This is a genomic window from Paenibacillus graminis (assembly GCF_000758705.1).
Lineage (GTDB): Bacteria > Bacillota > Bacilli > Paenibacillales > Paenibacillaceae > Paenibacillus_AQ > Paenibacillus_AQ graminis.
Genome location: NZ_CP009287.1, coordinates 6,423,080 through 6,443,895 on the forward strand (window position 1 = coordinate 6,423,080; position 20,816 = coordinate 6,443,895).

36 protein-coding genes are annotated in these 20,816 nt (G+C 46.7%); 2 read left to right on the forward strand and 34 right to left on the reverse strand.

Annotated features, from left to right (window positions below; genetic code table 11):
* Positions 1-8: 8 nt before the first annotated feature.
* From PGRAT_RS27825 to PGRAT_RS27975, 32 genes are all read right to left on the reverse strand, one after another.
* A complete protein-coding gene (locus tag PGRAT_RS27825) occupies positions 9-953 on the reverse strand; it encodes a DNA-directed RNA polymerase subunit alpha (protein ID WP_025706576.1) in 945 nt (314 codons plus the stop codon).
* A gap of 131 nt (positions 954-1,084) precedes the next feature.
* Positions 1,085-1,480 (reverse strand): 30S ribosomal protein S11, encoded by a 396-nt coding sequence (gene rpsK, locus PGRAT_RS27830; RefSeq protein WP_019908251.1) that lies wholly within the window; start codon positions 1,478-1,480, stop codon positions 1,085-1,087.
* Positions 1,481-1,499: 19 nt separating this feature from the next.
* Positions 1,500-1,868: a 30S ribosomal protein S13 gene (rpsM, locus tag PGRAT_RS27835; RefSeq protein WP_025706577.1), complete on the reverse strand. Its 369-nt coding sequence runs from the start codon at positions 1,866-1,868 to the stop codon at positions 1,500-1,502.
* A gap of 19 nt (positions 1,869-1,887) precedes the next feature.
* The gene (gene rpmJ, locus PGRAT_RS27840) at positions 1,888-2,001 is read right to left on the reverse strand and encodes a 50S ribosomal protein L36 (protein ID WP_003322638.1); all 114 of its coding nucleotides are present in this window, start codon (positions 1,999-2,001) and stop codon (positions 1,888-1,890) included.
* Positions 2,002-2,054: 53 nt separating this feature from the next.
* The gene (gene infA / locus PGRAT_RS27845) at positions 2,055-2,270 is read right to left on the reverse strand and encodes a translation initiation factor IF-1 (protein ID WP_018753971.1); all 216 of its coding nucleotides are present in this window, start codon (positions 2,268-2,270) and stop codon (positions 2,055-2,057) included.
* Between the two features lie 2 nt (positions 2,271-2,272).
* The gene (locus PGRAT_RS27850) at positions 2,273-2,581 is read right to left on the reverse strand and encodes a KOW domain-containing RNA-binding protein (protein WP_025706578.1); all 309 of its coding nucleotides are present in this window, start codon (positions 2,579-2,581) and stop codon (positions 2,273-2,275) included.
* 9 nt (positions 2,582-2,590) lie between these two features.
* Positions 2,591-3,343: a type I methionyl aminopeptidase gene (gene map, locus PGRAT_RS27855; protein ID WP_025706579.1), complete on the reverse strand. Its 753-nt coding sequence runs from the start codon at positions 3,341-3,343 to the stop codon at positions 2,591-2,593.
* A gap of 4 nt (positions 3,344-3,347) precedes the next feature.
* Positions 3,348-3,992 (reverse strand): adenylate kinase, encoded by a 645-nt coding sequence (locus PGRAT_RS27860; RefSeq protein WP_025706581.1) that lies wholly within the window; start codon positions 3,990-3,992, stop codon positions 3,348-3,350.
* A 96-nt stretch (positions 3,993-4,088) separates the two neighbouring features.
* Entirely contained in the window at positions 4,089-5,387 is a 1,299-nt protein-coding gene (gene secY / locus PGRAT_RS27865; RefSeq protein WP_025706582.1) for a preprotein translocase subunit SecY, read from the reverse strand.
* Positions 5,387-5,827: a 50S ribosomal protein L15 gene (gene rplO, locus PGRAT_RS27870; protein ID WP_020427058.1), complete on the reverse strand. Its 441-nt coding sequence runs from the start codon at positions 5,825-5,827 to the stop codon at positions 5,387-5,389. The genes secY and rplO overlap by 1 nt, the downstream gene beginning before the upstream one ends.
* A gap of 40 nt (positions 5,828-5,867) precedes the next feature.
* Positions 5,868-6,053: a 50S ribosomal protein L30 gene (gene rpmD / locus PGRAT_RS27875; RefSeq protein ID WP_019908243.1), complete on the reverse strand. Its 186-nt coding sequence runs from the start codon at positions 6,051-6,053 to the stop codon at positions 5,868-5,870.
* A gap of 14 nt (positions 6,054-6,067) precedes the next feature.
* Positions 6,068-6,565: a 30S ribosomal protein S5 gene (gene rpsE, locus PGRAT_RS27880; RefSeq protein WP_019908242.1), complete on the reverse strand. Its 498-nt coding sequence runs from the start codon at positions 6,563-6,565 to the stop codon at positions 6,068-6,070.
* A 26-nt stretch (positions 6,566-6,591) separates the two neighbouring features.
* Positions 6,592-6,960, reverse strand: coding sequence for a 50S ribosomal protein L18 (gene rplR / locus PGRAT_RS27885; RefSeq protein WP_025706583.1), 369 nt, complete (start codon positions 6,958-6,960; stop codon positions 6,592-6,594).
* Positions 6,961-7,044: 84 nt separating this feature from the next.
* Positions 7,045-7,587: a 50S ribosomal protein L6 gene (rplF, locus tag PGRAT_RS27890; protein WP_025706584.1), complete on the reverse strand. Its 543-nt coding sequence runs from the start codon at positions 7,585-7,587 to the stop codon at positions 7,045-7,047.
* 30 nt (positions 7,588-7,617) lie between these two features.
* Entirely contained in the window at positions 7,618-8,016 is a 399-nt protein-coding gene (gene rpsH, locus PGRAT_RS27895) for a 30S ribosomal protein S8 (protein ID WP_019908239.1), read from the reverse strand.
* 32 nt (positions 8,017-8,048) lie between these two features.
* Positions 8,049-8,234, reverse strand: coding sequence for a type Z 30S ribosomal protein S14 (locus PGRAT_RS32855; protein ID WP_036589425.1), 186 nt, complete (start codon positions 8,232-8,234; stop codon positions 8,049-8,051).
* A 48-nt stretch (positions 8,235-8,282) separates the two neighbouring features.
* The gene (gene rplE / locus PGRAT_RS27900) at positions 8,283-8,825 is read right to left on the reverse strand and encodes a 50S ribosomal protein L5 (protein WP_025706585.1); all 543 of its coding nucleotides are present in this window, start codon (positions 8,823-8,825) and stop codon (positions 8,283-8,285) included.
* A 30-nt stretch (positions 8,826-8,855) separates the two neighbouring features.
* On the reverse strand, positions 8,856-9,209 hold the full coding sequence (gene rplX, locus PGRAT_RS27905; protein ID WP_019908235.1) for a 50S ribosomal protein L24: 354 nt from the start codon (positions 9,207-9,209) through the stop codon (positions 8,856-8,858).
* Positions 9,210-9,247: 38 nt separating this feature from the next.
* Positions 9,248-9,616 carry a 50S ribosomal protein L14 gene (gene rplN / locus PGRAT_RS27910; protein ID WP_019908234.1) on the reverse strand — a complete coding sequence of 123 codons (369 nt, stop codon included), beginning with the start codon at positions 9,614-9,616 and terminating at the stop codon, positions 9,248-9,250.
* A gap of 39 nt (positions 9,617-9,655) precedes the next feature.
* Positions 9,656-9,922, reverse strand: coding sequence for a 30S ribosomal protein S17 (gene rpsQ, locus PGRAT_RS27915; RefSeq protein ID WP_020427063.1), 267 nt, complete (start codon positions 9,920-9,922; stop codon positions 9,656-9,658).
* 43 nt (positions 9,923-9,965) lie between these two features.
* The gene (gene rpmC / locus PGRAT_RS27920) at positions 9,966-10,163 is read right to left on the reverse strand and encodes a 50S ribosomal protein L29 (RefSeq protein WP_019908232.1); all 198 of its coding nucleotides are present in this window, start codon (positions 10,161-10,163) and stop codon (positions 9,966-9,968) included.
* A complete protein-coding gene (gene rplP, locus PGRAT_RS27925; RefSeq protein ID WP_020427064.1) occupies positions 10,153-10,587 on the reverse strand; it encodes a 50S ribosomal protein L16 in 435 nt (144 codons plus the stop codon). Before rplP ends, rpmC begins: the two co-directional genes overlap by 11 nt.
* A 2-nt stretch (positions 10,588-10,589) precedes the next feature.
* Positions 10,590-11,255 carry a 30S ribosomal protein S3 gene (rpsC, locus tag PGRAT_RS27930; RefSeq protein ID WP_019908229.1) on the reverse strand — a complete coding sequence of 222 codons (666 nt, stop codon included), beginning with the start codon at positions 11,253-11,255 and terminating at the stop codon, positions 10,590-10,592.
* Positions 11,256-11,268: 13 nt separating this feature from the next.
* The gene (gene rplV / locus PGRAT_RS27935) at positions 11,269-11,601 is read right to left on the reverse strand and encodes a 50S ribosomal protein L22 (RefSeq protein ID WP_019908228.1); all 333 of its coding nucleotides are present in this window, start codon (positions 11,599-11,601) and stop codon (positions 11,269-11,271) included.
* Between the two features lie 31 nt (positions 11,602-11,632).
* A complete protein-coding gene (rpsS, locus tag PGRAT_RS27940) occupies positions 11,633-11,911 on the reverse strand; it encodes a 30S ribosomal protein S19 (RefSeq protein ID WP_019908227.1) in 279 nt (92 codons plus the stop codon).
* A gap of 76 nt (positions 11,912-11,987) precedes the next feature.
* Entirely contained in the window at positions 11,988-12,818 is an 831-nt protein-coding gene (gene rplB, locus PGRAT_RS27945) for a 50S ribosomal protein L2 (RefSeq protein WP_020427065.1), read from the reverse strand.
* A 27-nt stretch (positions 12,819-12,845) separates the two neighbouring features.
* A complete protein-coding gene (gene rplW / locus PGRAT_RS27950; RefSeq protein WP_019908225.1) occupies positions 12,846-13,139 on the reverse strand; it encodes a 50S ribosomal protein L23 in 294 nt (97 codons plus the stop codon).
* On the reverse strand, positions 13,139-13,762 hold the full coding sequence (rplD, locus tag PGRAT_RS27955; protein WP_025706587.1) for a 50S ribosomal protein L4: 624 nt from the start codon (positions 13,760-13,762) through the stop codon (positions 13,139-13,141). The genes rplW and rplD overlap by 1 nt, the downstream gene beginning before the upstream one ends.
* A gap of 25 nt (positions 13,763-13,787) precedes the next feature.
* Positions 13,788-14,411: a 50S ribosomal protein L3 gene (rplC, locus tag PGRAT_RS27960; RefSeq protein WP_025706588.1), complete on the reverse strand. Its 624-nt coding sequence runs from the start codon at positions 14,409-14,411 to the stop codon at positions 13,788-13,790.
* 39 nt (positions 14,412-14,450) lie between these two features.
* The gene (gene rpsJ / locus PGRAT_RS27965) at positions 14,451-14,759 is read right to left on the reverse strand and encodes a 30S ribosomal protein S10 (protein WP_009226637.1); all 309 of its coding nucleotides are present in this window, start codon (positions 14,757-14,759) and stop codon (positions 14,451-14,453) included.
* A gap of 567 nt (positions 14,760-15,326) precedes the next feature.
* Positions 15,327-15,467 (reverse strand): globin family protein, encoded by a 141-nt coding sequence (locus PGRAT_RS33570; RefSeq protein ID WP_155990444.1) that lies wholly within the window; start codon positions 15,465-15,467, stop codon positions 15,327-15,329.
* A 101-nt stretch (positions 15,468-15,568) separates the two neighbouring features.
* Entirely contained in the window at positions 15,569-16,279 is a 711-nt protein-coding gene (locus PGRAT_RS27975) for a Crp/Fnr family transcriptional regulator (RefSeq protein WP_025706590.1), read from the reverse strand.
* 478 nt (positions 16,280-16,757) lie between these two features.
* On the opposite strand from PGRAT_RS27975, the gene PGRAT_RS34575 reads away from it, so the two are divergent.
* Both PGRAT_RS34575 and PGRAT_RS27985 read left to right on the forward strand, forming a co-directional pair.
* Positions 16,758-16,889 carry a 4-vinyl reductase gene (locus PGRAT_RS34575; RefSeq protein WP_238326839.1) on the forward strand — a complete coding sequence of 44 codons (132 nt, stop codon included), beginning with the start codon at positions 16,758-16,760 and terminating at the stop codon, positions 16,887-16,889.
* A gap of 36 nt (positions 16,890-16,925) precedes the next feature.
* Positions 16,926-17,267, forward strand: a complete 342-nt coding sequence (locus PGRAT_RS27985; RefSeq protein ID WP_025706591.1) for a cupin domain-containing protein — start codon at positions 16,926-16,928, stop codon at positions 17,265-17,267.
* Positions 17,268-17,390: 123 nt separating this feature from the next.
* On the opposite strand, the gene tuf is transcribed toward PGRAT_RS27985, so the two are convergent.
* Both tuf and fusA read right to left on the reverse strand, forming a co-directional pair.
* Positions 17,391-18,581 carry an elongation factor Tu gene (gene tuf, locus PGRAT_RS27990; RefSeq protein WP_020427072.1) on the reverse strand — a complete coding sequence of 397 codons (1,191 nt, stop codon included), beginning with the start codon at positions 18,579-18,581 and terminating at the stop codon, positions 17,391-17,393.
* Between the two features lie 109 nt (positions 18,582-18,690).
* Entirely contained in the window at positions 18,691-20,769 is a 2,079-nt protein-coding gene (fusA, locus tag PGRAT_RS27995) for an elongation factor G (protein ID WP_025706593.1), read from the reverse strand.
* Positions 20,770-20,816: the final 47 nt, after the last annotated feature.

Sequence of the window (20,816 nt, forward strand, 5' to 3'; positions counted from 1 at the left end):
TCTGCCAGCTATTCTTCTGTACGGAGTCCCAGTCCCAGTTCCTCAAGCTTCTCTTGAACTTCTTCCAAAGATTTGCGGCCCAGGTTGCGGACCTTCATCATATCTTCTTCAGTTTTCGTAGTCAGCTCTTGTACGGTATTAATACCGGCACGTTTGAGGCAGTTGTAAGAACGAACAGAAAGATCAAGCTCTTCGATTGTCATCTCAAGCACTTTTTCTTTTTTGTCTTCTTCTTTTTCAACCATAATTTCGGCGTCTTTCGCTTCATCCGTAAGACCTACGAATAAAACGAGGTGCTCGTTCAAAATTTTGGCTCCCAGGCTTACAGCCTCTTCCGGTCTAATACTGCCATCCGTCCAAATTTCCATCGTCAGCTTGTCGTAGTTGGTCACTTGACCGACACGAGTGTTGTCGATGCCGTAATTCACACGGGAGATAGGCGTATAGATGGAATCCACCGGAATAACGCCGATGGGCTGATCGTCGCGCTTGTTACGGTCCGCTTGGACGTAACCGCGGCCGCGGCCTGCAAAAATTCGCATGTGAAGTCTCGCGCCAGGTCCCAGCGTTGCAATATGAAGATCCGGGTTCAGGATCTCAACATCGCTGTCCGCACGGATATCACCTGCGGTAACGATGCCTTCACCTTCAGCATCAATCTCGAACACTTTCTCTTCGTCTGAATGAATCTTCAGAGAAAGAGCTTTAAGGTTCAGAATGATCTCCGTCACATCTTCCATTACGCCAGGAACGGTCGAGAACTCATGCAGAACGCCGTCAATTTGGACCGAAGTCACTGCGGCTCCCGGAAGGGAGGAAAGCAGGATCCGGCGAAGCGAGTTCCCCAGAGTCGTGCCATATCCACGTTCCAGCGGTTCAACTACGAATTTCCCATAGGTTCCTTCATCATTGGCTTCTACGGTCTCAATCTTCGGCTTTTCGATTTCTATCACGAGTGTACCCCTCCTTCAAACGTCGCTCCTATATGAAACTGTCACCCCATCAGGTGCATCATGTAGTATGCCTAAACACCTATTATTAGCAGATGCGTCAGAATTATACCACAATCACAATTCTGATTTCACTATACGCGGCGACGTTTCGGCGGACGGCATCCATTGTGAGGAACCGGAGTTACGTCTTTAATGAGGTTTACTTCAAGGCCAGCGGCCTGAAGGGAACGGATGGCTGCTTCGCGGCCCGCGCCCGGTCCTTTTACCATAACTTCAACGGACTTCATGCCGTGTTCCATAGCTGCTTTTGCAGCAGATTCGGCTGCCATCTGTGCTGCAAATGGAGTCGACTTACGGGAACCTTTGAATCCTTGACCGCCGGAGCTTGCCCAGGAAATTGCATTTCCGTGAGGATCCGTGATCGTAACGATAGTGTTGTTGAACGTGGAACGGATGTGTGCCACGCCAGACTCGATATTTTTCCGGTCGCGACGTTTGGTACGTACGACTTTTTTCGGTTTAGCCATTGTCTCTTATCACCTCTTCTTATTTCTTTTTGTTTGCTACAGTACGACGCGGGCCTTTACGGGTACGAGCATTGGTTTTGGTACGTTGACCGCGAACAGGCAATCCACGACGGTGGCGAACACCGCGGTAACAGCCGATCTCAGTAAGACGTTTAATATTCAAGGAAATTTCACGACGCAGGTCACCTTCAACCTTAACTTGCTTGTCGATCGTTTCACGCAGTTTGCTGACTTCATCTTCCGTCAAATCACGGACACGTGTGTTAACGTCAATGCCTGTTTCATTAAGAATTTTCTGGGAAGTCGTTTTACCGATTCCGAAAATATAAGTCAAGGCGATCTCAACGCGTTTATCACGTGGCAAATCCACTCCAGCTATACGAGCCATTTTACGCTACACCCCCTTCTTAACCTTGTTTTTGTTTGTGTTTCGGATTTTCGCAAATTACCATAACAGTCCCTTTGCGGCGGATGACTTTGCATTTTTCGCAAATGGGCTTTACAGAAGGTCTTACCTTCATGTTAATTACCTCCTCAAAGTTTTGCGAAGCAAAACTTTTGTTGTAGTTCCCATCTATTTACGGTAAGTTATACGGCCTTTAGACAAATCATAAGGCGATAACTGCACGACCACTTTGTCCCCGGTTAGGATACGGATAAAGTGCATCCGCAATTTCCCGGACACATGGGCAAGTATTTGATGACCGTTCTCAAGCTCTACCTTAAACGTTGCATTCGGCAACGGCTCAATGACCGTACCTTCCACTTCAATGACATCTTCCTTAGCCACAGTTAGTCTCCTTTCTCATTAGCACTTTTTCCAGCAGGCTTACCGTACTTCATGACTGCAAAACGCAGTTTTCCGTTCGTCACCCGGCCGGTTTCTTCCAAACTGTCTACAATCTCACTGCTGATGAAGGGTATGAGCTCCAAATGCTGAATATTCTTCTTCTTCGGCGCATCAAACTTGCGTTTGTCCCCATCTGCAATATATACAAATCTGCTATCAACAACTGCGATAACAACGGCAGCCTCTCCGGCATCTTTGCCTTTGAGAATTCTCACGATTTGACCAATCTGCGGGCTGCTCCCAGTATTCACGAAGATCACCTACGCATTCAGTTTTGTGAAAATTTCCATGCCGTCCGGGGTAACAGCTACTGTATGTTCAAAGTGAGCACACAATGAACCGTCTACCGTAACGACCGTCCAGTTATCTTCCAGCGTTCTGACATATCTGTCCCCTGCGTTCACCATCGGCTCAATCGCGAGTACCATACCCGGCTTCAGACGTGGTCCGCGGTCCGCTATGCCATAATTCGGAATTTGCGGTTCTTCATGCAGTTCTGCCCCAATGCCATGCCCAACATACTCGCGCACGACGGAGAATCCGGCATCCTCAATGTATTGCTGAATGGCGTGGGAGATTGTAAACAAGCGCACATCTGGTTTGATTAACGCCAGTCCCGCGTACAAGGAGCCTTCCGTGACGTCCAGCAAACGCTGAGCCTCTTCGGAAATGCTGCCCACCCCGTAGGTCCAGGCGGAATCACCGTGATAACCGCGGTACTCTGCACCAATGTCCAGCGTAACAATATCGCCTTCGATCAGTTTACGCTTACCCGGAAATCCGTGCACCAATTGTTCGTTGACTGAAGCGCAAATGCTGGCAGGAAAACCGTTGTAACCTTTGAAAGACGGCACAGCACCTTGACTGCGAATGTATTGATCGGCAATTCTGTCGAGTTCTCCTGTCGTAATGCCTGGCTGGATAGCCTCAGCGATCAGACGGTGGCTCTCGGCAACAATTCGTCCAGCTTCCCTCATAAAGGCAAGTTCCTGTTCGGATTTACAAATGATCATTACATTAACCCCGCAGCAAAGATACGATTTCGGAAGAAACGACATTGATTTCGTTTTCCCCGTTCACCTGACGCAAAAGACCTTTATTGTCATAAAACGCAAGCAGAGGCGCTGTCTTATTATCATACTCGTCCAGGCGCTTGCCTACGCTCTCTTCGTTGTCATCCGGACGTTGATACAATGCACCGCCATCAATGTCGCAAATGCCTTCTTGCTTCGGCGGGTTAAAAATCAGATGGTAGGATGTTCCGCAAACGGTACAGATCCGGCGCCCGGTAAGACGCGCCATCAGCAGTCCACGGTCCACATTCAAGTTGATTACATGATCCAGCGAACGGTTCAAGCGGCTTAGGATATCTTCCAGCGCTTCCGCTTGCGAAAGGGTTCTTGGAAAGCCATCCAATAAAAAACCTTTTTCGCAATCGGACTGCTGCAGCCGTTCTTCAACAATTCCAATGGTCACATCATCAGGTACAAGCAAGCCTTGATCGATATAAGATTTGGCCTTAAGTCCAACAGGTGTTCCTTGCTTGATTGCCAAGCGGAAGGCGTCCCCTGTCGAAATATGAGGAATACCGAGTTCTTTTACAACTACAGCTGCTTGTGTCCCCTTGCCTGCCCCAGGAGGGCCCATGAATAAAATGTTCACGATTCTCTTCTCCCCCCAAAAGTTCGCCACCAAGCAAGAAACAGCACAATAGGTGCCGGGAAGTCTGAGCGTCCATGCTTCGCCGGAACCTATCGACTATTTATTGATGAAGCCTTTGTAATGGCGTTTGATCAGTTGGCTCTCGATCTGCTTCATCGTATCCAGTGCTACACCGATTACGATCAATAGTGAGGTACCACCAATCTTGACCGAACGGGGCAGACCAGACAAGTTACCAAAGAATACCGGAAGGACAGAGATCAGAGCCAAGAAAATCGCACCTGACATAGTCAGACGGGACATTACCCGGGTCAGATATTTCTCAGTCGCTTTACCTGGACGAATGCCTGGAATGTAGCCGCCGTTTTTCTTCATGTTATCAGCCATTTGCTGCGGATTCATCTGAACGAACGTGTAGAAGAACGTAAATCCGATGATCATGATCACGTAAAGGAGCATGCCGAGCGGCTTATCATAATAAAGATTAGCAGTGACCCATTTAGCCCATTCATGACTTGCCCAGAAACTCGATATTACAATTGGAAATTGTAGCAGTGATACGGCGAAGATAACCGGAATTACACCTGCCGCATTGATTTTAAGCGGAATGTGCGTATTCTGTCCACCGTACATTTTGTTACCGACCACTCGTTTAGCATATTGTACAGGGATTTTCCGGATACCTTGTTGTACAAAGATAACCCCTGTAATAATCGCTACAATCACGATCAGAACAATAACGACTTTAAGAATATTCAGGAACACCTGATCCGGCTGAATAAAGCTTGACTGTGCCGTAGTGGTAATATATCCCGGGATGGCGGCGACGATGCCCGCAAAAATCAGGATCGAAATCCCGTTTCCTATTCCCTTTTCTGTTATCTGCTCACCCAGCCACATCAGGAACGATGTCCCCGCTGTCAGTATGATCGCGATAAGCAGGTAATCCGCAAAGGTTGCATTTGGAATCATCTCAGTTCCATATATCCGGTTAAACCCGATCGATGTAGCAAAAGCTTGAATCAGACCGAGTACTACGGTGCCGTAACGGGTAATTTGCGCCAGTTGTTTTTTTCCGTGCTCCCCTTGTTTGGCCCATTCGGCAAACTTAGGAATAACATCCATCGACAGCAATTGCACAATGATGGATGCGGTAATGTACGGGTAAATGCTGATCGCAAAGATTGAGAAGTTTTTGAGCGCTCCGCCCGAGAAGGTGTTCAAAAGACCCATCAAAGCATCACCGCTCTGATTTGTTGATTCCAGTACTTCTTTGTTCACACCGGGAACCGGTACAAACGAACCGATGCGGTAAATGATCAGAACAAACAGGGTAAACAGGATCTTTTTGCGCAAATCTTCAACATGCCATATATTCTTAAGCGTCTTGAACATTAGATCACCTCGGTTTTACCGCCGGCAGCCTCGATTTTCTCTACCGCAGATTGAGAGAACTTATTTGCTTGTACAGTCAATTTAACGGCTAGCTCGCCATTACCGAGAATCTTAATGCCGCTTTTGGAATTCTTGACAACACCAGTTTCAATCAGCAACTGCGGAGTCACTTCAGTTCCTTCAGCAAAGCTGTTCAGATCTTCCAGGTTCACAATCGCATACTCTTTACGGGTAGGATTGATGAAACCACGTTTAGGCAGACGACGATAGAGCGGGTTCTGTCCCCCCTCGAAGCCCGGACGAACACCACCGCCGGAGCGGGAGTTTTGCCCTTTATGACCGCGGCCGGAAGTTTTACCGTTCCCGCTACTTGGACCACGGCCAACGCGGTTGCGTTCTTTGCGTGAACCAGGAGCTGGAGCAAGTTCATGTAACTTCATCGTTTGCACCTCCTTATTTTTGTTAATTTATGCGAGGCGTTTAGCCTTCAATTTCAGTAACAGACAACAAGTGGCTCACTTTGTTGATCATCCCGCGAATTGCAGGAGTATCATTGTGAACTACGGACGAATTGGTTTTACGCAGGCCGAGCGTCTTAACAGTAACACGTTGTGTTTCCGGACGTCCAATCACGCTGCGTACGAGGGTGATTTGCAATTTTGCCATTGACGTTCCCCTCCTTAACCGCGCAATTCTTCGACAGATTTGCCGCGAAGCTTCGCGACCTCTTCAATGCGTTTCAGACGGGAAAGTCCCTCCAAAGTTGCATTGACCATGTTCATGGAATTCGAAGAACCCAAAGATTTTGTCAAGATGTCGCCAACGCCTGCCAATTCCAATACCGCACGAACAGGACCGCCGGCAATAACGCCAGTACCTTCCGATGCTGGTTTCAGCAACACGCGTCCTGCGCCGAAATGTCCAGTAACCAGATGGGGAATCGAAGTTCCTACGATTGGAATGTGAATCAGGTTTTTCTTGGCGTCTTCAATGCCTTTGCGGATGGCGTCCGGAACTTCGCCGGCTTTACCGATACCTGCACCGACATAGCCGTTGCCGTCGCCCACAACAACAAGTGCGCTAAAGCTGAAACGGCGTCCGCCTTTTACAACTTTTGCTACACGGTTGATGTGTACAACTCTTTCTGTCAGCTCTAAACTGTTCGGATCTATACGCAAGTCGTTAACCTCCTTTTAGAAATATTCTAGAATTCAAGACCAGCTTCGCGAGCTGCGTTAGCCAAAGCTTGAATCCGTCCATGGTACAAGTATCCTCCGCGGTCAAATACAACCACAGCATAACCTTTTTCTTTGGCGCGCTCAGCGATCAATTGACCTACTTTGCTTGCAGCTTCAACGCTGCCGCCATTCCCGATAGTAGCGCTCAGATCTTTATCCAGTGTCGAGACAGATACGATTGTAACGCCTGTCACGTCATCGATCAGTTGAGCGTAGATGTGTTTCGAAGAACGGAACACGTTCAAACGCGGACGCTCAGCAGTCCCCTGAATTTTCTTGCGAACACGCAGGTGTCTTTTGAGACGAGCCTTGTTTTTATCCTCTTTTGTAATCATGACTTCCCTTTCACTCCCTTCAGTTTGCCGTAAACAGCTTCACTTTAAGATGCACGGGGTATCTTACAATTAAGACTCAGCCGATTATTTCTTCTTACCGGCTTTACCTTCCTTGCGGATGATACGCTCGCCTTCATATTTGATACCTTTACCTTTATACGGCTCAGGTTCGCGTACGGAACGGATTTTGGCAGCATATGCGCCAACACGTTCTTTGTCGATCCCTTTAACGATGATCTTGGTGTTCGCAGGAACTTCAAACTCAATGCCTGCTTCCGGTGTAATTTCTACCGGGTGGGAGTAGCCAACGTTCAGTACGATTTTATCTCCGGATTTGCTTGCACGATATCCGACCCCAACCAGCTCCAGAGATTTCGAGAAACCTTCAGTCACACCGCTAACCATGTTGTTGACAACGGAGCGGGTTGTGCCGTGAAGTGAACGATGCAATTTGTTGTCCGACGGGCGAACAACGGTGATTTCGTTATTTTCAACTGTAACCTTCATGTCTTTATGAAGCTCACGAGTCAAAGTGCCTTTAGGACCTTTTACTGTAATAACGGTGTTGTCTAAAGTGACATCTACACCGCTAGGTACTGCGATTGGTTTGCGACCAATACGAGACATGTGTTGCACCTCCTTATCTTGTGACGTTTATTACCAAATGTAGCAGACAACTTCTCCGCCCGATTTAGACTGACGAGCTTCTTTGTCGGTCATAACTCCCTTAGATGTGGAGATAATCGCGATTCCAAGGCCGCCGAGTACACGAGGCACTTCATTGCTCTTCGTGTAAACGCGAAGGCCTGGTTTACTGATTCTTTTAAGACCGGAGATAACGCGCTCCTGGTTCGGGCCGTATTTCAAGAAGATACGGATAATCCCCTGTTTGCTGTCTTCAACGAATTCAGCATCACGGATGAAACCTTCACGCTTCAGAATGTCCGCGATTTGTTTCTTCATTGTCGAAGCAGGCATTTCTACTGTCTCGTGACGCACAGTGTTGGCGTTACGAATACGAGTAAGCATATCTGCGATAGGATCAGACATAGTCATTTGTGTAAACCTCCTTCCCGTTTATAAACTTCTTACCAACTTGCTTTTTTCACGCCAGGAATCTGGCCTTTATAAGCTAACTCACGGAAACAAATTCTGCAAATTTTGAACTTTTGCAGTACCGAATGTGGACGACCGCAACGCTCGCAACGTGTATATGCACGCACTTTGAACTTGGGCTCGCGTTGTTGTTTAACTTTCATTGAAGTTTTTGCCACTTAGCCTGACACCTCCTAAACATTTTCGGAGAAATGGATGAACCGTCCTTATTTTGTGAAAGGCATTCCCAGCTGAGCCAGAAGCTCGCGGGATTCCTCATCCGTCTTAGCAGTTGTTACGATAACGATGTCCATACCGCGTGCTTTGTCTACTTTATCATATTCGATTTCGGGAAAAATCAATTGATCTTTAAGACCAAGTGTATAGTTACCGCGACCGTCAAATGATTTAGACGAAACCCCACGGAAGTCACGTACGCGTGGAAGAGTTACGTTAAGCAATTTGTCCAGGAAGTAATACATGCGATCTCCGCGCAGTGTTACTTTAACCCCGATCGGCATATTTTCGCGCAGTTTAAAACCGGCGATGGATTTTTTTGCTTTGGTGATTACCGGCTTTTGACCAGCGATCAGTTGCATATCGTTTACTGCAGCATCAAGTACTTTGGAGTTTTGAACAGCATCACCCACACCCATGTTGATGACGATCTTCTCGATCTTAGGCACTTGCATAACAGTTGTATAGTTGAACTTCTGCATCAAAGCAGGTGTAATTTCATTCAGAAAACGTTCTTTCATTCTTGCCGCCATGAAGATTTACCTCCTTTCTTTGGGACTGTATTAGTCGATAATCTCTCCGGATCTCTTAGCTACCCGAACCTTCTTACCGTTATCGAGCACTTTGTAACCAATACGTGTAACCTTACCGCTCTTCGGATCAATGTGCATTACGTTAGACACATGAATCGAAGCTTCCTGCTCGATGATTCCACCCTGTGGATTCAACTGGTTCGGCTTTTGGTGTTTTTTCACCATGTTCACGCCTTCGACCAGGACGCGATTTTCACGAGGATAAGCAGCGATGACACGGCCTTTTTTACCTTTGTCTTTCCCGCTGATCACAAGCACCACATCATCTTTTTTCACATGCAGTTTATTGTTATGGGATTCCAGAACTTTTTTCACTCTAGGCATTTATTACACCTCCTATGACACTTTTTGGGACATTTCCTTTAGATTACTTCCGGTGCCAAGGAAACGATCTTCATGTAGTCTTTATCGCGAAGTTCGCGAGCAACTGGTCCGAAGATACGTGTTCCGCGCGGGCTTCTGTCGTCTTTAACAACAACAGCTGCATTTTCGTCGAATGCGATGTAAGATCCATCTTTACGGCGAACGGAACGTTTGGTACGTACGACTACCGCTTTAACAACATCACCTTTTTTGACAACGCCGCCTGGTGTTGCTTGTTTAACGGAACAAACGATCAGATCACCGATTGCTGCTGTACGGCGTCCAGTACCACCCAGTACGCGGATACACATCAGTTCCTTCGCACCAGAGTTGTCAGCCACATGCAAACGTGTAAATGGTTGAATCATTATTAATTTCCTCCTTCCGATCAAGCTTCATAGGTCGTCTTAGATGATAACCGCTGCTTCTACCACTTCAACCAGTCTCCAGCGTTTGTCCTTGGACAATGGACGAGTTTCCATGACTTTCACGATATCACCGATTTTTGCAACATTTTCTTCATCATGTGCCTTGAATTTCTTCGTGGACTTGATGCGTTTGTGGTACAAATTATGCTTTTTATAGGTTTCAACAGCAATTACGATGGTTTTATCCATTTTGTCGCTGACTACTTTACCGATCAGCACTTTACGTGCATTACGTTCTTCGCTCATAGTTAGCCTCCTTCCTGATTACGGATTAAGAATCCGCCGTCACTTAACTGATCCCAAGTACTCTTTGATGGATAACGGTTTTAGCACGAGCTATTTCCTTGCGCACATCACGAATCCGAGTCGGGTTATCCAGTTGGCCAGTTGCCAATTGAAAACGGAGATTGAAGAGTTCTTCTTTGAAACCAGCGATCTTCTGTTCAATCTCGGCAGTGGTTAAGTTGCGAAGTTCATTAGCTTTCATTTGCTTCACCACCCAATTCTTCACGTTTCACAAACTTAGTCTTAACAGGCAGCTTGTGAGCGGCAAGACGCATCGCTTCACGAGCGATTTCTTCCGACACGCCTCCGAGTTCGAACATAATCTTGCCCGGTTTAACTACAGCTACCCATTTCTCAACGTTACCTTTACCACTACCCATACGAACCTCGAGAGGCTTCTGAGTAATCGGCTTATCTGGGAAAATCTTGATCCAAACCTGACCGCCACGTTTGATGTAACGTGTCATTGCGATACGGGCAGCTTCGATCTGACGGTTAGTAATCCAAGAAGGTTCCAGAGCTTGCAGACCGAATTCACCGAAGTTGAGTTCAGTACCGCCTTTTGCCATACCCTTCATGTGACCGCGTTGTTGCTTGCGGTGTTTAACGCGTTTTGGTACCAACATGATTAGTTGCCTCCTTCCTGAGCAGCTTGTTTCTTAGCTGGGGGAAGAACTTCTCCACGGTAGATCCATACTTTTACACCGATACGGCCGTAAGTTGTATGTGCTTCAGCCGTTCCGTAGTCGATATCGGCACGAAGCGTATGAAGTGGAACTGTTCCTTCGCTATAACCTTCTGAACGGGCAATCTCAGCGCCGCCAAGACGTCCGCCTACTTGAGTTTTGATTCCCTTTGCGCCGGAACGCATAGTTCTTTGAATCGCTTGTTTCAGTGCACGACGGAACGATACGCGACGCTCCAATTGTTGTGCAATGCTCTCAGCAACCAGAATAGCATCCAACTCAGGGTGTTTGATTTCATTGATGTTGATGTGCACTTTTTTGCCGCCAGCGATAGTTGTAACTGCGCTGCGAAGTACTTCTACTTCAGCTCCGCCTTTACCAATTACCATACCTGGTTTGGCAGTGTGAATTGTAACATTCACCCGGCTTGCCGCTCTTTCAATCTCGATGCGGGAAACAGAGGAATCCTTCAACTTACCTTTAAGGTATTCCCGGATTTTGACGTCTTCCATTAAAAGAGTACCGAAATCTTTGCCTGCATACCATTTAGATTCCCAATCGCGAATAATACCGATTCGGAGTCCGACTGGATTTACCTTTTGACCCACGTGTTATCCCTCCTTATTTCTCAGATACCACCAAAGTAATGTGGCTGGTACGTTTATTGATCCGGCTTGCACGGCCCATGGCGCGCGGACGGAAACGTTTCATAGTAGGACCCTGGTTAACGAAAACTTCGCTAACAAACAAACTGTTCACGTCCATAGAATAGTTGTGCTCAGCATTGGCAATCGCCGAGTTAAGCAGTTTCTCAACTACCGGAGAAGCGGATTTTGGAGTGTGGCGAAGAATTGCAATTGCTTCCCCCACTTGCTTGCCGCGAATCAAGTCAACAACCAGTTTCGCTTTGCGAGCGGAAATCCGCACCGATCTTGCATGTGCTTTTGCTTCCATTGTTTTCCCTCCTCTCAAACGAAGACCTTAATTATCTTCTGGTTTTCTTATCGTCACCCGCATGGCCTTTGTAAGTACGTGTTGGCGCGAACTCGCCCAACTTGTGCCCTACCATATCTTCCGTTACGTATACAGGCACGTGTTTGCGGCCGTCATATACACCAAACGTATGTCCGATAAACTGAGGGAAAATAGTTGAGCGACGGGACCAGGTTTTAACTACGACTTTCTTATCTGCCGCGTTCAATTCCTCAACTTTTTTCAGCAGGTAGCCATCGATAAACGGCCCCTTTTTTAAACTGCGACCCATGTATGAATCCTCCCTTCATCCGGTTCTTCAAACCGCGAATCGACGCTTCGCGTTAAGCTGACTTACCAGAAGCGTCTTATTTTGTGCGGCGGCGAACGATATATTTATCAGATGCCTTATTTTTCTTACGCGTTTTGTAGCCGAGGGTTGGTTTGCCCCAAGGAGACATAGGCGATTTCCGTCCGATTGGAGCGCGGCCTTCACCACCACCGTGCGGGTGATCGTTCGGGTTCATGACAACACCGCGTACTTCAGGACGTTGGCCGAGCCAGCGACTGCGTCCGGCTTTACCGATTTTGATCAATTCATGATCTTCGTTACCTACGGAACCGATCGTTGCACGGCATACGCTGAGGATTCTGCGTACTTCACCGGAGTTCAGACGAACGGAAACGTATTTTTCTTCTTTACCGAGCAGCTGAGCTTCTGTACCAGCAGCGCGAACCAGTTGTCCGCCTTTGCCTGGTTTCAACTCGATATTGTGGATAACTGTACCTACCGGAATGTTTTCCAGGGGAAGGCTGTTACCAATTTTGATATCCGCAGCAGGGCCGGACTCTACTTTATCCCCAACTTTGAGGCCTTTAGGAGCGATGATATAACGTTTCTCTCCATCAGCATAGTGGATCAAAGCAATGTTCGATGTACGGTTCGGGTCATACTCGATTGTAGCAACGCTACCTGGTATGCCGTCTTTAGTCCGTTTGAAATCGATGATACGGTATTTACGTTTGTGTCCGCCGCCATGGTGACGAACCGTAATTTTACCTTGGTTGTTGCGTCCTGCTTTTTTGCTCAGAGGCGCAAGCAACGATTTCTCTGGCTGGTTTGTTGTGATTTCTTCAAACGTAGACACGGACATTGCGCGTCTTGCCGGAGAGGTCGGTTTGTACTTTTTGATTGGCACTATATTTCCCTCCTTACTTCACAGAATTTATTCTACCGCTTCAAAAAATTCGAGCGGTTTGCTGTCCGGGCTAAGCTTAACAATGGCTTTTTTCCACTCTGGAGTGTAACCAGAATATTTGCCATAACGTTTCAGTTTGCCAGGTACGCGCATTGTGTTCACACTAACTACTTTCACTTTAAAAATAGCTTCAACAGCTTTTTTGATTTCGGTCTTGTTAGCACGGATATCCACTTCAAAAGCGTATTTCAATTCGCTCATGTATTCGGATGTGCGTTCCGTAATCACCGGACGTTTGATAATATCACGAGGATCTTTCATTACGCGAACACCTCCTCTACCTTCTGAACTGCTTCTTTAGTGATAATCAGTTTGTCGTACGTCAGTACGTCAAGAACATTGATGCCGTCAGCCGCCAGGAATTTCACCCCAGGGATGTTACGAGCGGAAAGAGCTACATTGTCGTCATAGCTAGGAGCTACGATCAGAGCTTTGCTGCCCACTTTCAGATTGTTCAGAATTGCCGCGAATTCTTTCGTCTTCGGAGCATTCATAGTCAGGCTATCCAATACGATAATGTCATTCCCGATGACTTTCGAGGACAGAGCGGATTTAATGGCCAAACGGCGAACCTTCTTAGGCAATTTCCAGGAATAGCTGCGTGGTGTTGGTCCGAAGACAACGCCGCCGCCTTTCCATTGTGGAGAACGGATGGAGCCTTGACGAGCGCGACCTGTACCCTTTTGTTTCCAAGGCTTACGTCCGCCGCCACGCACTTCAGAACGTCCTTTTACTTTGTGTGTACCACGACGCAGGGAAGCTCTCTGCATAAGCACAGCTTCGTGCAGGACATGCACATTCGGTTCAATACCGAATACTGTATCGCTCAGTTCAACTTCGCCAACTTCGTTACCACTGATATTAAAAAGTGTTACTTTTGGCATTTCATGTTCCTCCTTTCTTCAGTAATTATTTCTTTACGGTTTCTTTAACTTTCACGAAGCTGTTTTTAGGGCCCGGAATCGCGCCTTTAACCAGCAACACGTTACGTTCTACGTCTACTTTGATGATTTCAAGCTTTTGAACCGTTACAGTTGTGTGACCCATATGTCCTGGCAGGCGTTTACCCTTAGGAACACGGTTAGCTTGAATGGAACCCATGGAACCCGGTCTTCTGTGATAACGCGATCCGTGAGCCATTGGTCCGCGGCTTTGGCCCCAACGTTTGATAACACCTTGGAATCCTTTACCCTTAGTTGTGCCAGTTACGTCAACAAATTCGCCTTCAGTGAAGATATCAGCCTTCAGTTCTTGTCCAACCTCGAGAGACCCGAGGTCAACACCGCGAATTTCACGAACGTAGCGCTTAGGTGTTGCATTTGCCTTTTTGGCGTGACCCTGCTCAGGCTTGTTGGAGCGGCTTTCCTTTTTATCGGAAAATCCCAACTGCACTGCTTCATATCCGTCGATATTCAGGTCTTTCTTTTGCAGTACCACACAAGGTCCAGCTTCGATAACCGAAACGGCAATTACATTACCTTCTGGAGTAAACACTTGAGTCATACCGAGTTTTTTTCCTAAGATACCTTTCAATGTTGACACCTCTTTTCTTTTCCTAATTGCTTAGTAATATTACAATTTGATTTCGATATCTACACCGGACGGTAGATCCAAGCGCATCAAGGCATCCACAGTTTGTGGTGTTGGGTTCACAATATCGATCAAACGTTTGTGAGTCCGTTGTTCAAACTGTTCACGGGAATCCTTGTACTTGTGTACCGCACGGAGAATAGTAATAACTTGCTTCTCAGTTGGCAACGGAATCGGCCCGGATACACCAGCACCCGAACGTTTTGCTGTTTCAACGATTTTCTCTGCGGATTGATCAAGAATTCTGTGGTCGTATGCTTTCAAGCGGATACGAATTTTTTGCTTTGCCATTTTAGTCCCTCCTTCTATCGCCCAATTTATTATCGGACATACTCCGTGAAAATTTTCCGACGTCGACCTCATGGCAAAGGGGCCGGGTGTGTCAGTAACCTCTCACATCATCGCAACGTCTCAGAACAACATTTATTATTATATATAATAGGCGGTAACATTGCAAGTAAAAATAGAAAAACAGTGCATATTTTTTTCAGGCACTGTTTTCTTCCTATTATATAGAAGTTATCGGGGAACTAAGGCTGTTTATCGCTTAAAGATTGTCTGTAGCTTTCTTAAAGTACTCTGCAGAAGCTGCTGTTTGTGCTGTACTTGATCCGATTCAGCAGCCGCATTTTTTTGAATTTGCTTGGATGAGCTGATTAACTCATTTACTGAGCGTTCCATTGCATATGTACTCTCATAGATCAGGATAATCTGTCCTGTAAGACCATCCAGATGTCTATGGCCTTCTGTGGCCATTCCTTGTGACTCTAAGGCAGTCGCAGCGGTACGGCGAAAAGTATCGGATTTAGCAGTTTGGTTACCGTCTGAACTTGGAGCCGTTCATCATCCCTAACAGTATCATTGTAGATGACGGTGATAAATACATTCTGCAATACTGCTGTGTTCCAGAATGATCGCCTGCAGCTTGTCCACACCCAGCACCGTCTTATAAAACTGGTCGATAATGTAGTCGATATCTTTCTCCACAATTGGTTTCATACGTTATAGCAGGTTGAGATCTTCTACAGATAAAGCTATCATTTGCATCTGCTTATTCAACTCATCATGGCCATCAAGGGTATATAAGGAACTTCCCCCTCTCAGTAACCCCCTATCCGGCAGAGGGCTTCCATATCGATAATTTCTACACTTCTTTTGTGCACAGCAATAATATTTTTGGCTTCTAATTTATGCAGCTTACGGCTTAAGGTTTCGGCGGTAGTTCCAATCATGGCTGCGATTTCTTTTTTCGCTGAAGGAAGTTCAATCACTTGGTTTCTGGTTGGAGAGAATGTCCCTGTTTTGTTGCTAGATGTTAATTTCACCAGCAGTCTTGCAAGCCGCGTTTCTACCTCAAACATATGCATGACGCCAGCTGTTTCCTCAGCCTGCTGCAGCTGCTCGCTCATGGACATCAAGAAACTGAACGCCAAGGACACATTTTGCTCTAAAAGAGGCAGAAAATCTTTACGCCGCAACCGGCACACACTTCCACTCTCTACAATTTCTGCAGTAAAGTTATTCTGTTTATGGTGCAGCAGCGCAAACTGCCCGAAATAATCACCCGGAAAAAGATATCTCACCACATGCTGCTTTCCCTCTTCATTGCTTTGGGTCAATTTAATCAATCCGCTTTTAACCACAAACAATGAATCGGACTCTTCCCCCTCTCTGAACACCTGATTGCCTCTATTATAATGATGGGATTCAATGATAGATTCGATTATAAACAGTTCTTTGTCCGAAAGGGCTTCAAATACAGGTACTCCCCGGACACAGGATAACGACTCACAGGCATTACAGTTCATCATTTTTACCCTCCCTTTTTTTCTCTGCTATTCCACCATAACAAGGAATCTAAGGGGCGCGAGTGATTGCCCGCACACAATTCCAGAAAAATTGATCTGCATCAAGGAAATGTATCCCTTCCTCCCATAGAATCAGAGTATAGAAATAGAAACATGAAGGAGATGAAGCCGGCCATGCTGCAATATACCTTTGAAGATATGAAAAGGATGGACCGTTCACAGCTGGGCAATATGGTTATTCCGGACTATCCGTCTTATTGGCTTGAATCAAGGACTGCCACTCGGCGGCAAAGGGACCACGCTTACGATCGGAAGGAAAATTGGTGAAAGTCTGCCTGCCACCACAGTTGAAGAGCTGCTTATGCTGTTCGAGTCCCTTAAGATTGGAATTCCTCGTATAGTTTACTCAGATGAACACAAAATTAATATTGCTGTGGAGGATTGCTTCTGTAAAGGTCTTCCTTCACTTGAGGAAGAGAAGATGATTTGCGATTTGGAAGGAGCCATTCTCGAAGGATCTCTTTCTACAATAATGGGACGAAGAGTTCCCGTAAAAGAGATCAAATGCAATGCTACCGGGCATGAGCATTGTGAGTATGAGGTTAAGCTGTAACTGCAGTAAATAAATTAATTGAAAGCAGGGATTAGCATGGAGAAAAAAATAGTAGCAGAAGCGATTCAGTATCAGGAGGAACATTTTACGAAGAGAGTTCTTTTTCAAAAAGGCGACAGTTTGGTATTTGTACTTAACTTCATGCCCGGCCAGCAGCTGCCTGTCCACAAGCATCCTGGAGCCGAGGTATACCTCTTAGCCTTAAAAGGAAAAGGAAGCATACAAGTGAATGATGTGGATTATGCTTTTGTTGAGGGGGAGATTCTTCATATTGCTGGTGATGAATCATTCGCCTACAAAAACACCAGTGATCAGCCAGCAAGTTTACATGTTGTCTTAAGCAAAACTCCTGCTCCTATGTTTGCCAAGGAAATCTAAAATACATTGCCGCTCTGCTTTCAGATATTTGAAAGTGGAGTTTTTTTGTATAAAAAAACAGGGACTCTTCGTTAGAAGAATCCCTGTACTTGGTTCAGATCTACCCTAACGGGTAGAGCCGAATTATTTCTGGATGGATGCTACAGTACCGGCGCCAACTGTACGTCCGCCTTCGCGAATGGAGAATTTAGTACCTTCTTCAATAGCGATAGGGGAGATCAGTTGTACGGTTACAGTGATGTTGTCACCAGGCATAACCATTTCAGTACCTTCTGGCAGGTTGATGATACCAGTTACGTCAGTTGTACGGAAGTAGAACTGTGGACGGTAACCAGTGAAGAATGGTTTGTGACGTCCGCCTTCTTCTTTAGTCAGAACGTAGATCTGTGCAGTGAACTCAGTGTGTGGGTTAACGGAGTTTGGCTTAGCCAATACTTGTCCGCGTTCGATCATGTTGCGGTCAACACCACGCAGCAGGGCTCCGATGTTGTCACCAGCTTGTGCGGAATCCAGCAATTTACGGAACATTTCAACGCCCGTAACAACGGATTTTTTCTTGTCTTCGTGAATACCCACGATTTCAACTTCTTCTCCGACTTTAACTGTTCCGCGTTCTACGCGACCAGTTGCCACAGTACCGCGGCCAGTGATGGAGAATACGTCTTCGACAGGCATCAAGAAAGGCTTGTCAGTGTCGCGTTCTGGAAGCGGAATGTACGTGTCGATCGTTTCGAACATTTCAACGATCTTCTGTGCATAGTCGCCATCAGGGTTCTGCAGAGCTTCACGAGCGGATCCGCGGATGATTGGAGTATCGTCACCTGGGAATTCATATTCGTTCAGCAGATCGCGTACTTCCATTTCAACCAGTTCCAGAAGCTCTTCGTCTTCAACCATGTCGCATTTGTTCAGGAATACGACGATGTAAGGAACGCCTACCTGGCGGGACAACAGGATGTGCTCGCGAGTCTGTGGCATAGGGCCGTCAGCTGCGGATACAACCAGGATTGCTCCGTCCATCTGCGCTGCGCCAGTGATCATGTTTTTAACATAGTCGGCGTGTCCAGGGCAGTCTACGTGTGCGTAGTGACGGTTAGGAGTTTCATATTCAACGTGAGCTGTGGAGATAGTGATACCACGTTCGCGTTCTTCTGGAGCTTTGTCGATTTGGTCGAATGCTACAGCAGCGCCACCGTATTTTTTGGACAATACAGTAGTGATTGCAGCAGTCAGAGTCGTTTTACCATGGTCGACGTGACCAATAGTACCGATGTTAACGTGTGGTTTGTTACGTTCAAACTTTGCCTTTGCCATTTGAACAGTTCCTCCTTATTGTGGGGTTCCTTATATTTGAGCCGCCCGCCTGCATGCAATTCTTAGGTGACTGAGTGGTGATATCCGGACGGCAAGTTAAAAATAGTAACTATTCTCCACCTTTGTTCTTGGAAACGATCTCTTCTGCAATGGATTTAGGCACTTCTTCATAGTGAGAAAGTTCCATTGAGAATACACCGCGTCCTTGAGTACCGGAACGGAGAGTTGTGGAATAACCAAACATTTCGGAAAGAGGCACCTTCGCACGGATAATCTGCGCTCCACCACGGGAATCCATACCTTCGATTCTGCCGCGACGGGAGTTCAGCATACCCATAACATCGCCCATGTATTCCTCAGGAACAGTTACTTCCACTTTCATGATTGGCTCAAGCAAGACAGGCTTACACTTGTCTTTAGCCGCTTTGAGCGCCATCGAACCAGCGATTTTGAACGCCATTTCGTTGGAGTCAACATCATGATAGGAACCATCTACGATGGTAGCCTTAACGTCTACAAGCGGGAAGCCTGCAAGAACGCCGTTTTTCATTTGCTCTTCAATACCGGCAAGTGCAGGAGCGATGTATTCTCTAGGAACGGAACCACCGACAACTTTACTTTCGAATTGGCTGCCAGTACCTGGTTCGAGAGGTTCAAATTCAACCCATACGTGACCGTACTGACCGCGACCGCCGGATTGGCGAACGAATTTACCTTCTACGCGTGCTGGTGCTTTGAAAGTTTCACGGTAAGCAACCTGTGGTTTACCCACGTTGGTTTCTACCTTGAACTCGCGGCGCATGCGGTCGATGATAATGTCAAGGTGAAGCTCACCCATACCTGCCAGGATGGTTTGGCCAGTTTCTTCATCAGTATGCGCACGAAGAGTTGGATCCTCTTCAGTCAGCTTACCTAGAGCAACGCCCAATTTATCTTGGTCAGCTTTGGTTTTTGGTTCAACCGCGATTTCGATAACCGGATCAGGGAAGTTCATGGATTCCAGGATAACCGGATGTTTCTCATCGCACAGTGTGTCACCAGTACTAGTGTCCTTCAGACCAACGGCTGCGGCGATATCACCAGCATATACGATGGAGATTTCTTGGCGGCTGTTCGCATGCATCTGCAGGATACGGCCGATGCGCTCACGTTTGTTCTTGGTAGCATTAACTACATAAGAACCGGATTCCAGGATACCTGAGTATACACGGAAGAACGTAAGCTTACCAACGTAAGGGTCTGTCATGATTTTAAATGCCAGTGCTGAGAATGGCTCTTCATCCGAAGAGTGGCGAACCGCTTCAGTACCGTCATCCAGATGACCTTGAATAGCAGGTACATCCAGAGGAGATGGCAAGTAATCTACAACAGCGTCCATCATCAGCTGAACACCTTTGTTGCGGTAGGAGGATCCGACAATTACAGGGAAAATCTTAACTTCACATACGCCTTTGCGCAGTGCAGCTTTGATTTCATCAACTGTAATTTCTTCGCCTTCCAGGTACTTCATAGTCAGATCTTCGTCAAGTTCTGCAACCTTCTCGATCAGCTCGAGACGGCGCTCCTCAACTTGTTCCAGATATTCAGCGGGAATATCCGTTACTTCGATGTTTTGTCCCAGGTCATCTTTGAAGATGTGAGCTTTTTGCTCAACCAGGTCAATAATACCAACGAAGTCGTTTTCGGCGCCAATTGGCAGTTGAATGGCAACTGCATTGGCTTGCAAGCGATCACGCATGCTTTCTACAACGTTAAGGAAGTCCGCGCCGATGATATCCATTTTGTTGACATATGCGATACGGGGAACGCCATACCGGTCAGCCTGTCTCCATACAGTTTCAGACTGAGGCTCAACGCCCTCTTTCGCACTGAAAACGCCTACTGCCCCATCCAATACACGAAGGGAACGTTCAACTTCAACAGTGAAGTCAACGTGTCCCGGAGTATCAATGATATTGATGCGGTGACCTTTCCACGCAGCAGTTGTAGCCGCAGAAGTAATCGTGATTCCGCGCTCTTGTTCTTGTTCCATCCAGTCCATTGTAGCAGCACCCTCGTGAACTTCACCGATTTTGTGCGTACGGCCCGTGTAGAATAGAATCCGCTCAGTGGTAGTAGTCTTACCAGCATCAATATGTGCCATGATCCCGATATTGCGTGTATTTTTCAAGGAGAACTCTCTTGCCATGAAATGGGTCTCCCTTCAAAATATAAGTTATTTGAACGGCTTTAGAT